A 14,742-nucleotide genomic window follows, 5' to 3' on the forward strand; every position below is an offset into this window, starting at 1 on the left:
CATGAAATTTAGGGGAGAATTTATATAATGAACGTTTTAGTAGTAAAAGCTAATAACCGTCCAGACGGTATTTCAACAAAAATGTATGATACATTCATGGAAAATGTACAAGGTGTAAACGTTACAACTTTTGACGTATTTGCAGAGGATATGCCTTATTTTGGACAAGACCTTTTCAATGCATTCGGTAAAGTACAAAATGGTGGAGAGTTAACAGACATCGAATCGCGTCTTTTAGCTGCTAAACAAAAAGCAATGGATGCATTAACTGCTGCTGATTTAGTTGTATTTGCATTCCCACTTTGGAACTTAACAATTCCAGCACCATTACAAACATTTATCGATTATGTATATCAAGCTGGATACACATTCAAATATGGCGAAAATGGTGAATTAATTAGCTTAATGACTGATAAAAAAGCGATTGTTTTAAACGCTCGTGGTGGCTACTATTCATTACCAGAAGCACAACCAATGGAAATGTCAGTAAACTACATTAAAAATGTTGTCGGTGGCGTATTCGGTATGGAAATTATCGAAGAAGTAATAATTGAAGGTCACAATGCTTCACCAGATAAAGCACAAGAAATTATTGCAAATGGCCTAGAAGAAGTGAAAAAAGTAGCGCAATCACTACAAACTGTAAATGCATAAAAAATATTTTTTAATAAAAGTCCTCTCATTTTAGAGAGGACTTTTTTATTTTGTGAATAGATGTATGGTGTGGTATGGAGGTCGGACATATTGATATTAATTCATTATTTAGAATTTACATTTACTAACATCCTATTGTGACTATAAAAATAAAAATGATAGTAATCTATTATTTCGGAGAAAAGTAAATACCCATTCTTTTAAAAATACATATATTTAGGACTTTTTATTCAGTAAAAAATAGAGTTAGTTTAATATAATAGGATTTGTAGGAAAATACTTGATTATTAAGGAGGTTGTTGTATGAACAAGAAATTAATAGCTAATTTCTTTGCGATGTTACTAGTTCTATTCGCGTTTATACCATTTGGGCTCTCTGCTGATGCTGCTTCCAATGATGTAACACGTGCAGATTATGTAAAAGAATTAGTAAAAAGTTTAGATGTAGAGCTAGGAGATGGATCTTCTCTTCCATTTACCGATGTCTCTAAAGATTTAGCACCCTATGTAGAAAAGGCCGTACAATTAAAGCTTATTAAAGGTAAAACAGCTACTACATTTGGTCCAGACGATCAATTAACTCGTCAACAAGCATTTGTTATATCCGCTCGTGGACTAGTTAGTGAAAACGCTTCCCTCTCTGTTTTAGAGCAATTTAAGGATGCAGATCAAATAGCAGAGGCATATAAACAAGACTTAGCTAATGCTGTCGCTGCAAATATTTTGCAAGCATTTGAGGATAATACTATTCGCCCTCGCGATTTTGTAACGAAAGAGCAAATGGAGAGTATTGTAGAGCGCTTTGTAGCAGAATACAAAGCACCTTCAACTGGCGTGTCAGTAGACCTTCAAATTTTAGGAACGACAGATATCCATACCAATTTAGCTAATTACAATTACTATCTTGATGCACCGTCATCTGAGGTTGGTTTAGCGAATACAGCTACATTAATTGAACAAGCACGCGCTAAAAATCCAAACACATTACTATTCGATAATGGAGATTTAATTCAAGGTACACCACTTGGCTCTTATAAAGCATTAGAAAGTGTCTTAAAGCCGGGTGAAATTCATCCAGCTATAGCAGCACTTAACGCATTGAAATATGATGGTGGAACATTAGGAAACCATGAATTTAACTATGGTCTAGACTTTTTAGATGAAGTATTAAATGATGCAAAATATCCTGTAGTGAATGCTAATACTTATGATGCAAAAACAAAAGAACGCATGTATACACCTTATGTTATTCTAGATAAAGAAGTGGTTGATAGTACAGGCAAGAAGCATACGCTTAAAGTTGGTGTAACAGGCATTGTCCCAACCAAAATTGTTGAATGGGATGCCATTCATTTAGCAGGTAAAGTTGAAATGCAAGAACCAGTCGAAGCAGTTAAAGAGGTAGTACCAGAAATGCAAAAGGCTGGAGCAGATATCATTGTTGTTCTTTCACATTCAGGTATTGGAGAGGACACTTATGTAAAAGGTGCTGAAAATGTTGGTTACCAACTTGCAGAAATCGAAGGCATCGACGCTTTAATTACAGGGCACTCTCATTTAACATTCCCTGGTGACTATAAGGATTTGAAAGATGTTAATCAAGAAAAGGGTACAATTCATGGTGTTCCTACTGTAATGGCAGGTAGCTATGGTAGCCATCTTGGTGTCATTGATCTAAAATTGGAACAAAAAGGCTCAGAGTGGGTTGTGGTAGATGGCAAAGGTTCATTACAATCGATCAAGCAAGAAGGCTTACAACCATCGACAACCGTGTTGGATGCTATAAAAGAAGCACATGAAGGCACATTAACATACATCCGTCAGCCTGTTGGAGAAACAACTGCGCCAATCCATAGTTATTTCTCAATGGTACAAGATGATCCTTCTATTCAAATCGTAACACAAGCTCAAAAATGGTTTATTGAACAAGAGTTAAAGGGCACTGCTGATGAAAAGACACCAATTCTTTCAGCTGGTGCACCTTTCAAAGCAGGATCTCGAAATAACCCATTGGATTATACAAACATTCCTGTAGGGCCACTTGCTATTAAAAATATGGCCGACATTTATCACTATGACAATACTGTTGCTACTATTAAAGTGACAGGCGCTCAAGCGATTGAATGGCTAGAGATGGCTGCAGGTATTTTTGCAACAATTGACCCGAATAAAACAGAAGAACAAAATATTATTGATTCAGAAGCACGCTCTTATAATTTTGATGTGTTAGATGGTTTAACATATCAAATTGATGTGACATCACCAGCTAAATATGATCGCCGTGGTAATCTTACTGATGAAAAGGCAAATCGTATTAAGAATGTACAATATAATGGTAAGCCAATTGATTTAAAACAAGAATTTATTATTATCACAAACAATTACCGTGTTGGTGGCTCATATGGGGCGACTTTCAAAAATGCTGACGGCTCCAATGTAACAAACTATGCTTATGAAAATCGTCAAGCTGTTGTTGATTATATTATGACTAATAAAACAATTAATCCTGCTGCGGATAATAACTGGTCATTTGTACCGTTCCCGGCAAATACAAAGGTGATATACCAAACTGCAAAAGACGCACAAAAGTTTATTCCTGCAGATAGTGGTATTGAATTTTTAGGAGATACAGAATCAGGCTTTGCTAAATATTTAATTAAATAATGTAAAGCAAAGGAGAGTACGAATTATTCGTTACTCTCCTTTTTATGTCTAATAAAGTTTGATACCGTGTGCCTTGATAGGTTAACATTCCGCTATCGCCTTCAACTAGTTAACCATAGTCGTAGCCGTTCACTTTTAGTTCAAGACCTCTCCATTCGTAATAGGAGGTATATGCCCCAGTATTATTTGAGCCACCGCGTATATTAGTACGTTTTGAAACAACCTTGGCAGGTACTGTTAAAATCAGCGAATGGTTATTTTTAGACCAACGATACTGCCAAAAACAATTAAAAAGATGATAGAAATATAAACAGACTCAAATGGTAAACCATGCTCAAACCATAGCAAATGTGTTCTTCCTTTCATTTAAGGTAGAAACTAGCATTAAAGAGGGTTTAGCTCAAGGTCTATGACAATGTCTATTTCGTCACTGATTAATACTCCGCCAGTTTCTAAAAACGTATTGTAGACTAAATTAAAATCACGACGATCGATTTGTGCTTTTGCTTGGAAGCCAAATACTTCTTGTGCCCATGGATTGACACCTTTCCCTGTATATACTGTTGTAAATACGATAGGCTTCGTTATGTTTTTGATTGTTAAATCTCCGTGAATCGCAAAATTTTTTTCACTTAGTTTATCAATATATGTAGAGGTAAATACTATTTTTGGATAGACGTCTGCATCAAAAAAGTCAGGAGACACGAGATGGACATCACGGTCATAATTTTTGGTAGAGACACTAGCCACAGCAATCGTAAAAGAAATGTTTGTATCTTGCATTTGCTCAATATTGGTGGCAACTATGTCAGCGTTGTACGATTCAAACGTACCATGAATTCGGGAAATCATCATATGTCGCACTGAAAAGCTAATTGTTGAATGACTGAAATCAATAGTGTATTTTTTCATTTAAAAACCCCCTAAAACAGCATTCTACAACGATGATAAAGTAAGTAATTGGTTTATTCAATAAATTTTTCATAATTGTGGAAGTGTTATCTTTGAAAAAAGTGTAATCTGTGAACATAATACGAAATGAATTTATATGAGGTAGTCATAAAATTGTCAACGTGTGCATTTTATTAATAGCAGTGTTATTACGCTTTTGCCCTATTAATGACAATATTGATGTATAAAGTTACTTTTTGTAATTAAATATATAAAAGTTAATTAATTATTTTACGTAAATAAGTTACTCCAAATTTACATTTACTGCAATAATCGTTACAATAGTTACATAGAGGTGAAAAATATGAATGAGACTACTTTATGTCCTCGTTTAGCAAAAGCGATGGATTTAATTGGAAAACGATGGACGGGTTTAATATTATATCAATTACTAGACGGGCCACAGCGTTTTAATGAAATTGAGTCTGCATTACCTGTCAGTGGACGCTTGTTATCAGAACGTTTAAAGGAGCTTGAAAAAGAGGGGCTTGTTGAACGAAAAGTATATTCTGAGGTGCCAGTTCGTGTTGAGTATTCATTAACAGATAAAGGTCGTGCACTAGAAGGTGCGATTCGCAATATAGAAACATGGGCAAGTAGTTGGCTTTAACATGAAATGTAATATTTGTGCCAAAAACGACACTTGGAATGATGGTCAATTTTCTTTATAATATTCATCATCTCTGCACAGGTCTTACCTGTCTTGTAATGTGAGATAAAAATACCCTTCATTTTACTTGTCAAATTGGGGTTCTAAATCCATACTGGTGTAGAGTAAGAAGGACGTTAGAAAGGAATTAGCTCTCATGTCAAAAGAACAATGGGCGATGGATTTAGCAAAGAGCATTAATCCTGCCAATATTAAGTTAGATGAATCATTACAGCAATACACAATGACAAAATTAGGTGGCAAAGCAGATGTTTTTGTTCTTCCGGAATCAGAAGAAGAAGCAGCATCAGTTATTCGCTATGCATATATAAATAATATTCCTTTATTAATGTTAGGTAACGGATCTAATATGGTTGTTCGCGATGGCGGTCATAGAGGTATCGTTGTAACGTTTTCACGCTTAGATGAAATTCGAATTAACGGTGAGCATGTTTATGCACAAAGTGGCGCGCTGATCAAGGATGTATCAAAGCTATCTGCAAAAGCTTCTTTAACAGGTTTTGAATTTGCCTGCGGTATTCCTGGATCAATTGGAGGAGCAATGGCTATGAACGCAGGTGCATATGGCGGAGAAATTAAAGATATTATTATTTCGTCTAAGGTGTTAACGAAAGAAGGAGACATTTTAATATTATCTAAAGATGAGCTAGAGCTTGGTTATCGTCAAAGCATCATTGCCAAAAAGGGCTACTATGTATTGTCCTCTGAATTTCAATTAGCCGTAGGAGTGCAGGAGGAAATTGATGCGAAGATTGCTGATTTAACATTCCAGCGTGAATCAAAGCAGCCTTTAGAATATCCGTCAGCTGGAAGTGTTTTCAAACGCCCACCTGGTCATTTTGCAGGTAAGCTTATACAAGATAGTGGCTTGCAAGGTAAAGGGATAGGTGGAGCAGAAGTCTCTACCAAGCATGCCGGCTTTATTGTCAATAAAGGGAATGCCACTGCTTCTGACTATATTGAGACAATCCAAATGGTGCAACGTGTCGTGAAAGAGAAATTTGGTATTGAGTTAGAAACAGAGGTTAAAATTGTTGGTGATGATCTATAATATGACGCCCTTCGCTGAAGTCGGAGGGCGTTTTTCTTAGGAGTGAGGATGAATTGAAATTAATATCGTGGAATGTTAATGGAATACGAGCTTGCTTAGGAAAAGGCTTTTTGGAGTTTTTTAATCAGGTAGAAGCGGATTTCTTTTGTATTCAAGAAACTAAATGTCAAGCTGGACAAGTGGAACTGCCTCTCGATGGCTATGAACAGTATTGGAATTATGCACAGAAAAAAGGCTATTCTGGAACAGCTATATTCACCAAGCACACACCATTGTCTGTTAAGTATGGAGTAGGAGATGAAGATTCTCAGGATGAAGGTAGAATCATTACCTTGGAATATGAAGCGTTCTATTTAGTAAATGTTTATACGCCTAATGCACAACGAGACTTAGCAAGATTACCACTGCGGTTAGAATGGGAAGAACGTTTAGCCTGCTATTTACAGGAGCTCAATAGCAAGAAGCCCGTAGTCTATTGTGGTGACCTCAATGTAGCACATACGGAAATTGATTTAAAAAATGCAAAGTCGAACATAGGAAACTCAGGATTTACATATGAAGAACGTGAAAAATTCTCAGAGCTATTAGCTAGTGGCTTTGTCGACTCCTTCCGATATAAGCATCCTGAAGAAACTGACCATTACACATGGTGGTCCTATATGAATAAAGTACGCGAACGTAATATTGGATGGCGTATTGATTATTTTATTGTGTCTGATCAGCTGAAGGAACAAATCGACGTAGCAACGATTCACCCTCATGTTATGGGCAGTGATCATTGTCCAATTGAATTGCAATTACATTTCTAGTTTTAAAAATCGTATTTTCTATAGAAAATACGATTTTTTTTTGCCGTTTTAGAAAGCCATAAGAGTGTTTGATTGCATACACTCGAATGAAGAATTCGCTCAAGAATGGGACTTAATATGCTGGGGGCTTACCATCAGGGAGAGAGTTCGGTCCACATGCAGAGGAAATCGCTCAAAAGAAGATGGAAAAGCACTCCAATGAGGATAACCTTCTGGTCAAAGAATGAGGGAAGGTGCTCCAATCGGGGGAGAAACCGCTCAAAGGTGGTCAGAAAGCGCTCCAACTAGTGGAGAAACCGCTCAAAGGTGGTCAGAAAGCGCGCCAACTAGTGGAGAAACCGCTCCAATCGGGGGAGAATCCGCTCAAAGGTGGTTGGAAGGCGCTCCAATCAGAGGAGAAACCGCTCAAAGGTGGTTGGAAGGCGCTCCAATCAGAGGAGAAACCGCTCAAAGATGGTTGGAAGGCGCTCCAACCGGGTGAGAAACCGCTCAAAGGTGGTTGGAAGGCGCTCCAATCAGAGGAGAAACCGCTCAAAGAATGAGGGAAAGCACTCCAATCGGGGGAGACTCCGCTCAAAGAATGAGGGAAAGTGCTCCAATCAGAGGAGAAACCGCTCAAAGAATGAGGGAAAGCGCTCCAATCGGGGGAGACTCCGCTCAAAGAATGAGGGAAAGCACTTCAACCGGTAGAAAAACCGCTCAAAGATCATGGCAACGCCCCATCAATAGAAACCCTCGCCCAAAATAGCTTCTATATGAAAATATCATTGCACGGTAGCCTTCATAATTCTTATTGTTTATACTATTCTAATAGCGAATAAATATAAAATTTTGTATTTATGGACTATTTTACATACATAACATACGGAAATTTGTAAAAAAATTGTTGATCAAGCTATGTTTTAAGGGGTTGGGAAGGTAGTACAAGAATATAGTGCAAAGAGGGGGTATTAGATGGGGAAGAGAAAGTTTAAATGGAAAAAGTGGCTGCTTGTTATGGCTGGCATACTGGCAGCTGTAGTGATTGTAGCTTTTATTGGATTTACATGGTTTATGAATAAATCTAAGCCTGTAATTGATGGTGAGTTGGCTGTGGAGATTCTTGATCAGGATGTGACAGTTACAAGGGATGACAAGGGAGTTCCGCATATCTTTGCAAAAACAGATGCTGACTTATATCGTGCGCAAGGCTATGTTCAAGCACAAGATCGACTTTTTCAAATGGACTTAGCTAGAAGGCAGGCAAGTGGTCGATTGTCTGAAATTATTGGGGAAGCAACAGTTAATTCGGACAAACATTTCCGTACATTTAGTTTACGTGATGCAGCTGAAAAATCATTGGCAGCTTATGATGAAGAAAGTAAGCAAGTACTCGAATGGTATGCTGAAGGGGTAAATGCATTTATTGCACAGGCAAAGGAAAAAAATACATTAAGTTATGAATTTGCTTTGTTGGGTTATGAGCCAGAGGAGTGGACCGTCGTTGATTCCTTAACAATTGGTAAGTATATGGCTTATGACTTAGGAGGAAATTGGAATACATTAGCCTTCCGTCATTGGGCTTTACAAAACTTTGAAGAGGAAAAGGCGAAAGAATTATTTATCAAATATCCTAAAAATGCCTCATCTATCATCGAGGCTAACATAAAAAATCCTGTTGCAGTGGCAGGGCAATTCAATGCAGACTTGTTACCAAATGAGTTTAACGGTAGTAATAACTGGGTTGTAGCTGGTGATAAAACAAAATCAGGAACACCGATTTTAGCAGATGATCCACATCTAGGATTAAGCACGCCATCTATTTGGTATCAAATGCATCTCCAATCACCGGAACAAAATGTTAGTGGTGTTATTTTTGCAGGGATTCCAGGTATTATTTTAGGCCATAATGATGAAATTGCATGGGGTGTTACGAATGTGGGTCCTGATGTTCAGGACTTATACATTGAAATACCAAATCCGGATGATCCAACACAGTTCCGATATGATGGTAAGTGGGAGCAAGCAGAGGTACGTGATGAATCTATCAAGGTGAAGGATGGAGAAACGGTAGACTTTGAAGTCGTTGTGACTCGTCACGGGCCCATTATGACAGATTTAGCATTCAAGGATACAGAGCCAACAGCACAATTCTCAATGCAATGGACGGCACTTCAATCTACAGCAGAACTGAGAGCGGTGCTTGGCTTTAATAAGGCGAAATCTTGGGGTGACTTTGAAAAAGCACTAGAGGATTTTAAGGCGCCAGCTCAAAACTTTGTTTTTGCATCAAAGGATGGCACTATAGCCTATAAAGCCAATGGTCAAATACCAATTCGTAAGCAAGGGGATGGTCAATTACCTGTTCCAGGTGATTCTAGCGAATATGGTTGGGAGGGCTTTATTCCTTGGGAGGAGCTACCAACTGTGGTGAATCCAAAAGAAGGCTTTATTGCAACAGCAAATAACCAAGTAATAGGAGAAGACTATCCATATCACATCACAGATTTCTGGGCTCAACCGTATCGTTTCGAGAGAATTAAGGAAGTGCTAGAGGCAAATGATTCTATCACCGTAGAGGATATGATGGCTTTACAAATGGATCAACATAACCTTTATGCAAGAGAGTTCTTACCCAATTTATTAACTTCTATAAAAGCTCAAGATCAGGATGGTAATTATGCAGAGATTATTGCTATGTTAGAGGATTGGGACATGGTGGATGCAAAAGAATCAGGTGCACCTCTCGTCTTCCATACACTTATGATAAAGCTACAAGAAGTATTGTTTAAAGATCAAATGCCAGAAGATATGTACAACATTATGTATGGGAAATTTAATATTACAGACCAGCTTTTACGAACAGCGTATGCAGGGGAGAAAAGCATTTGGATAGAGGAACAGGGTGGCGTGGATAAAGCAGTTTTCAAGGCACTCGAGCTCACAGTTGCCCAATTAGAGGATCAATTCGGTAAAAACGCTTCGAAGTGGCAGTGGGGGGATTTCCATCAGCTTACTTTTGATCACACATTAGGGAGCGCGTCCCCAATTCTTGCAGCCTATTTTAATGCTAAAAAGGTACCGATTGGCGGCTCCAAGGTTACGGTGCAGGCAGCAGACAATGATTTAGCTGGTAATGTGGATCACGGTGCATCTTGGCGCTTTGTCGTGGATGTCGGTGATCTAAGCTCCGCCTATCATATTGTCGGTCCAGGTCAAAGTGGACATGTAAAGTCTGATTGGTATCAAGACCAGGTACTTGATTGGGCGAAAGGGGAATATCATCAAACATTTGTGAAACAAGAAGAGATAAAAGGTAAAACATTGCAATTAAAGGCACAGTAATAAAAGATTAGCGTACTTATTAAGTGCGCTAATCTTTTTTTTCTTGATTCTGTAATTTTCTATATTGACTAGAAAATACAATGATATAAATCATTATCATTCAAATGCACATTTGAATATGATGGATTAATATGTTACATTGAATACAATCAAACGAATATTTGAATGAGGTGATAAAATGCCAAAGGAAATATGTGAAACGACACATGTAAACGAAGAAGCGGTTACAAGGGTACAGCAACAAATGCCAGATTTATCGGGTGTAGCAAAGTTTTTGAAAGCCTTATCTGATGAAACTAGACTTAAAATTGCCTATGCTTTAAAGGTAGAAGAGGAGTTATGTGTGTGTGATGTTGCTTCTATTATTGGTTCATCAGTTGCAACAGCATCACATCATTTACGTTATCTAAAAGACAATAATTTAGCAAAATCACACCGCAAAGGAAAGCAAGTGTATTACTCTTTAGCGGATGAGCATGTATACCAAATCGTAACAATTGCCTATGAACATGCGAAAGAGGGGATTGCGAATGGCAGCGACACCAACTAAACAAGAATACAGGCTACAAAATTTATCGTGCGCGAGTTGTGCTGCAAAGTTTGAGAAAAATGTAAAGGCTATTCCTGAGGTACAAGATGCACAAGTCAATTTTGGTGCTTCTAAAATAACTGTAGTTGGCTCTATTAGTGTGAATCAAATTGAAGAAGCCGGCGCATTTGATGGCATTAAGGTTACTCAGTCAGTGGCAAGAACACTCGAAAAATCCACACCATTTTACCGTAAAAAGGAAAATGTATTAGCAGGGATTTCTTTGTTCTTTGTTATTCTAGGCTACTTATTAGTTAATATGCGTGGGGAAACAAACCCACTTCCAATTACAATGTTTATCCTAGCTATCCTTGTGGGCGGTGTGGGTATTTTTAAAACGGGCTTTCGAAATCTAGCACGTTTTGAATTTGATATGAAGACTCTGATGACCATCGCTATCATTGGAGCTGCCATTATTGGTGAGTGGGAAGAAGCGGCAGTAGTCGTGTTTTTATTTGCTGTCAGTGAAGCATTAGAGGCGTATTCAATGGATAAAGCACGTCAATCAATCCGTCAGTTAATGGATATTGCTCCGCCAACAGCGATTATTAAAAGAGCCCACGGTGAGCATTTCCATGAGATTGAACTGCCTACTGAAGAAATTCAAATAGGGGATATTCTAATTGTTAAGCCAGGCCAAAAAATTGCGATGGACGGCATTGTCATTAGCGGTTTATCGGCAGTAAATCAAGCAGCCATTACAGGCGAATCGATTCCAGTTAATAAAACGGTAAATGATGAAGTTTTTGCAGGTACATTGAATGAGGAAGGTGCACTAGAAGTCCGTGTAACAAAGCGTGTTGAGGACACAACCATTGCTAAAATTATTCATCTTGTTGAAGAAGCACAGGCCGAAAAAGCTCCTTCACAGCAATTTGTTGATCGGTTTGCTAAATATTACACACCTGCCATTATGATCATTGCTTTTCTAGTAGCTATAATTCCACCTTTATTTGTAGGGGATTGGCAACACTGGATTTACCAAGGATTAGCCGTGCTAGTTGTAGGATGTCCATGTGCACTTGTTGTTTCTACTCCGGTTGCGATTGTCACTGCTATTGGAAACGCTGCAAGGCAAGGTGTTCTTATTAAAGGCGGTGTTTATTTAGAACAATTAGGTCATATTGAAGCGGTAGCCTTTGATAAAACGGGGACGTTAACTAAAGGGCAGCCTGCAGTAACAGACATTTTGACAACGGATGAACGGTCCGAGGATTATCTTTTGCAATTAGTGGCTGCGGTAGAAAAACAATCACAGCATCCTTTAGCAAAAGCTATTTTAAATACTTTGCATAATAAAAACTTACAAGAGCTAGTACCAACAGATTTTCAATCAGTAACTGGCAAAGGTGCCTATGCTACTGTAGACAGCCAGAGAATATATGTAGGTAGCCTGAAATGGGTGGCTACATTAGCTTCTGTTGATAAAAATATTGAAAACAAGGTTAAGAAACTTCAAGATCAGGGTAAAACAGTAGTAGCAGTTGTTTCCAATGATCAACTTATTGGCTTGATTGGAATTGCTGATCAATTGCGTCAAGAAAGTAAGGATGTCTTGCATAAATTAAATGCCTTAAAAGTAAAGCATATGGTGATGTTAACAGGTGATGCAGAGCCTACTGCACAAGCTATTGCTACAACATTAAAAATGACAGATGTGCGCGCTAGTTTATTACCAGAAGAAAAATTAATGGCGATTAAGGATTTACGTGCACAGTTTGGTGCAGTAGCAATGGTCGGGGATGGTGTAAACGATGCACCAGCATTGGCCACAGCGAATGTAGGAATTGCCATGGGAGGCGCAGGAACGGATGCTGCCCTTGAGACAGCTGATATTGCCCTAATGGGTGACGATTTAACAAAGCTGCCTTACACAATTGGCTTAAGCAGAAAAACATTACGGATCATTAAAGAGAATATTATATTTGCCCTAGCTTTAAAATTAATAGCGTTACTACTTGTCATCCCAGGATGGTTAACATTATGGATAGCCATTTTTGCTGATATGGGTGCTACGTTATTAGTGGTCTTTAATTCATTAAGACTAATAAGAGCAAAAAAGTAGTAATTAAGGTATGTATCAATAGAAATAAGTAGGATATTAACCTTACTTTGACACTATACATTATATGTAAATAGATGCTACTAGTGATTCTTGAAAAAGACTTTTATTAAGGCTATTATAGTTTCAGGAGTAATGTAACAATTAAATATAAATGAGGCGAAAGTTTGAATATGTCAGATCCTATTTTAGTAAATGTTACAGAAGAAATTGTGCGTGGTTTAGTAAGCTTTTTACTACGAGGACCAGAATATCAAACATTTTGTAAATGCACAATCTGTGAATTCGACACGGTGGCACTTACACTCAACGCATTGCCAAGTAAGTATGTTACATCTATGGAAGCTAGAGATGAGGCATTTAAAGAAATGAATACTCCTGAAAGTATTGAGCGCATCAACAAAGAGATTATTCATGCGTTACATGTGGTAAATAAGTATCCTCGACACAAAGTAGAGCCTACTTCTTAATAGAAGGGGCTCTATTTAAGTTTTACAGCGAGTGTTTTTCTGGCATATGTATTTTCAGTTAACTTTTAAGCCAAGCTTGTAGTAAACTAGAGATAAGAAAAGGAAAGAGAGGGAAAAGGATATGCCAACACCAAGTATGGAGGACCATATCGAACAAATATATTTATTAATTGCCAACAAAGGATATGCACGTGTGTCTGACATCGCTGAAGCATTATCTGTTCTTCCTTCTTCTGTTACAAAAATGGTTCAAAAATTAGATAAAGATGGTTATTTAGTTTATGAAAAGTACCGTGGACTGACATTGACGCCTAAAGGAGAAAAGCTTGGAAAGCGTCTTGTGCAGCGCCATGAATTGCTCGAGCAGTTTTTACGGATGATTGGTGTGGATGAAGAGCGTATTTATGATGATGTTGAGGGAATTGAGCATCACTTAAGCTGGAATTCAATCGATCGTATTGCAGATCTTGTGCAAGTAATGGAAGAGAATCCAGACATCGTGAAAAAATTGGAAGCATCTAAGACACAGCACCATCTTTAAAATGATGGTGTGAAGGAAAGGAAGTCAATATGAACGAATTAAAATCGGGTGAAGTCGTTACGTTAACGGTATTAGAGCAACAAACATCGAAATGGATTTTAACAAATGGAGTTGAAGAACTACCTTTAAATGCTTCAGAGGTAACAGAGCCACTTACTGTAGGTGACCGCCTTGAAGTATTTTTATTTGTGGATCGCCGTGGCGATTTAGCTGCTACTACTGCTATTCCGTCTTTTACACAAGGTGAATATGGCTGGGCGCGCGTCTTGAAAGTGGTGGAGCGTGAAGGCGCATTTGTAGATATTGGTACATCACGTGAGGTTTTAGTAAAGGCAGAGGATCTACCTGCTATAAAAGAGTTATGGCCAGAACCAGGCGATCATTTATTTATGACATTGCGTACAGATCGTAATGGTGAGTTATTTGGACGTTTAGCAACGGAAGAAAAAATTTCGGAGCTTTACGAAGGTGCATTTGAAGATATGCACAATAAAAATATCCTAGCACGTCCGTACCGCTTGTTACCAGTGGGCTCATTTTTGCTAGGTGTAGAAATTCCTTACCGTATCTTTGTTCATGAATCGGAGCGCAATGCAGAGCCTCGACTAGGACAAGATGTCGTTGTTCGTATTATCGATGTAAAAGAAGATGGTTCAATGAATGCATCTCTTTTACCGAGAAAACATGAGCGTCTTTCAAATGACGCACAACAAATATTGAATTATCTACAAGGTGTGGGAGGTAAAATGCCATTTGGTGATAAATCATCTCCTGAAGAGATTCAAGACATGTTTAACATGAGTAAAGGTGCATTCAAACGTGCCTTAGGAACACTCATGAAGGCAGGTAAAGTAAAGCAAGAAAACGGCTGGACAGAAGAAGTTTAGTGAATATAAGTGGAAAAGCGACGAGAAACATCTTTGAAACCTTCTCGTCTTTTTTTCGTACTAATTATTG

Annotated in this window: 13 protein-coding genes; 12 read left to right on the forward strand and 1 reads right to left on the reverse strand. The window is 38.1% G+C overall.

Going from position 1 to position 14,742, the window contains the following annotated elements; genetic code table 11:
- Positions 1-27 precede the first annotated feature (27 nt).
- Together ABC382_RS17635 and ABC382_RS17640 are read left to right on the forward strand one after the other, a co-directional pair.
- Positions 28-654, forward strand: coding sequence for an FMN-dependent NADH-azoreductase (locus ABC382_RS17635; RefSeq protein ID WP_274794713.1), 627 nt, complete (start codon positions 28-30; stop codon positions 652-654).
- 303 nt (positions 655-957) lie between these two features.
- Positions 958-3,318, forward strand: a complete 2,361-nt coding sequence (locus ABC382_RS17640) for a bifunctional 2',3'-cyclic-nucleotide 2'-phosphodiesterase/3'-nucleotidase (protein ID WP_322610592.1) — start codon at positions 958-960, stop codon at positions 3,316-3,318.
- A 384-nt stretch (positions 3,319-3,702) separates the two neighbouring features.
- Here the strand turns inward: ABC382_RS17640 and ABC382_RS17645 are convergent, their stop codons facing one another.
- Positions 3,703-4,230, reverse strand: a complete 528-nt coding sequence (locus ABC382_RS17645) for a YceI family protein (protein ID WP_312506970.1) — start codon at positions 4,228-4,230, stop codon at positions 3,703-3,705.
- Positions 4,231-4,573: 343 nt separating this feature from the next.
- Here ABC382_RS17645 and ABC382_RS17650 point away from each other — a divergent pair, with 343 nt between their 5' ends.
- From ABC382_RS17650 to ABC382_RS17695, 10 genes are all read left to right on the forward strand, one after another.
- Positions 4,574-4,879: a winged helix-turn-helix transcriptional regulator gene (locus tag ABC382_RS17650; RefSeq protein WP_036119224.1), complete on the forward strand. Its 306-nt coding sequence runs from the start codon at positions 4,574-4,576 to the stop codon at positions 4,877-4,879.
- Positions 4,880-5,075: 196 nt separating this feature from the next.
- Positions 5,076-5,990 (forward strand): UDP-N-acetylmuramate dehydrogenase, encoded by a 915-nt coding sequence (murB, locus tag ABC382_RS17655; RefSeq protein ID WP_312506969.1) that lies wholly within the window; start codon positions 5,076-5,078, stop codon positions 5,988-5,990.
- Positions 5,991-6,043: 53 nt separating this feature from the next.
- Positions 6,044-6,799, forward strand: a complete 756-nt coding sequence (locus ABC382_RS17660) for an exodeoxyribonuclease III (RefSeq protein WP_322610593.1) — start codon at positions 6,044-6,046, stop codon at positions 6,797-6,799.
- Positions 6,800-7,032: 233 nt separating this feature from the next.
- Positions 7,033-7,341, forward strand: coding sequence for a hypothetical protein (locus tag ABC382_RS17665; RefSeq protein WP_322610594.1), 309 nt, complete (start codon positions 7,033-7,035; stop codon positions 7,339-7,341).
- Between the two features lie 412 nt (positions 7,342-7,753).
- The gene (locus ABC382_RS17670; RefSeq protein ID WP_274794707.1) at positions 7,754-10,123 is read left to right on the forward strand and encodes a penicillin acylase family protein; all 2,370 of its coding nucleotides are present in this window, start codon (positions 7,754-7,756) and stop codon (positions 10,121-10,123) included.
- Between the two features lie 178 nt (positions 10,124-10,301).
- Positions 10,302-10,673, forward strand: coding sequence for an ArsR/SmtB family transcription factor (locus ABC382_RS17675; protein WP_274794706.1), 372 nt, complete (start codon positions 10,302-10,304; stop codon positions 10,671-10,673).
- Positions 10,654-12,777: a heavy metal translocating P-type ATPase gene (locus ABC382_RS17680; RefSeq protein ID WP_322610595.1), complete on the forward strand. Its 2,124-nt coding sequence runs from the start codon at positions 10,654-10,656 to the stop codon at positions 12,775-12,777. The genes ABC382_RS17675 and ABC382_RS17680 overlap by 20 nt, the downstream gene beginning before the upstream one ends.
- A gap of 170 nt (positions 12,778-12,947) precedes the next feature.
- The gene (locus tag ABC382_RS17685) at positions 12,948-13,244 is read left to right on the forward strand and encodes a late competence development ComFB family protein (RefSeq protein WP_396631763.1); all 297 of its coding nucleotides are present in this window, start codon (positions 12,948-12,950) and stop codon (positions 13,242-13,244) included.
- 121 nt (positions 13,245-13,365) lie between these two features.
- Complete coding sequence (mntR, locus tag ABC382_RS17690; RefSeq protein ID WP_274794703.1) at positions 13,366-13,785, forward strand: transcriptional regulator MntR; 420 nt, start codon at positions 13,366-13,368, stop codon at positions 13,783-13,785.
- Positions 13,786-13,814: 29 nt separating this feature from the next.
- Positions 13,815-14,672, forward strand: coding sequence for a CvfB family protein (locus ABC382_RS17695; protein ID WP_274794702.1), 858 nt, complete (start codon positions 13,815-13,817; stop codon positions 14,670-14,672).
- The last annotated feature ends 70 nt before the right edge of the window (positions 14,673-14,742 follow it).

This window comes from Lysinibacillus phoenicis, from assembly GCF_047238325.1.
Classification (GTDB): Bacteria; Bacillota; Bacilli; order Bacillales_A; family Planococcaceae; genus Lysinibacillus; species Lysinibacillus irui.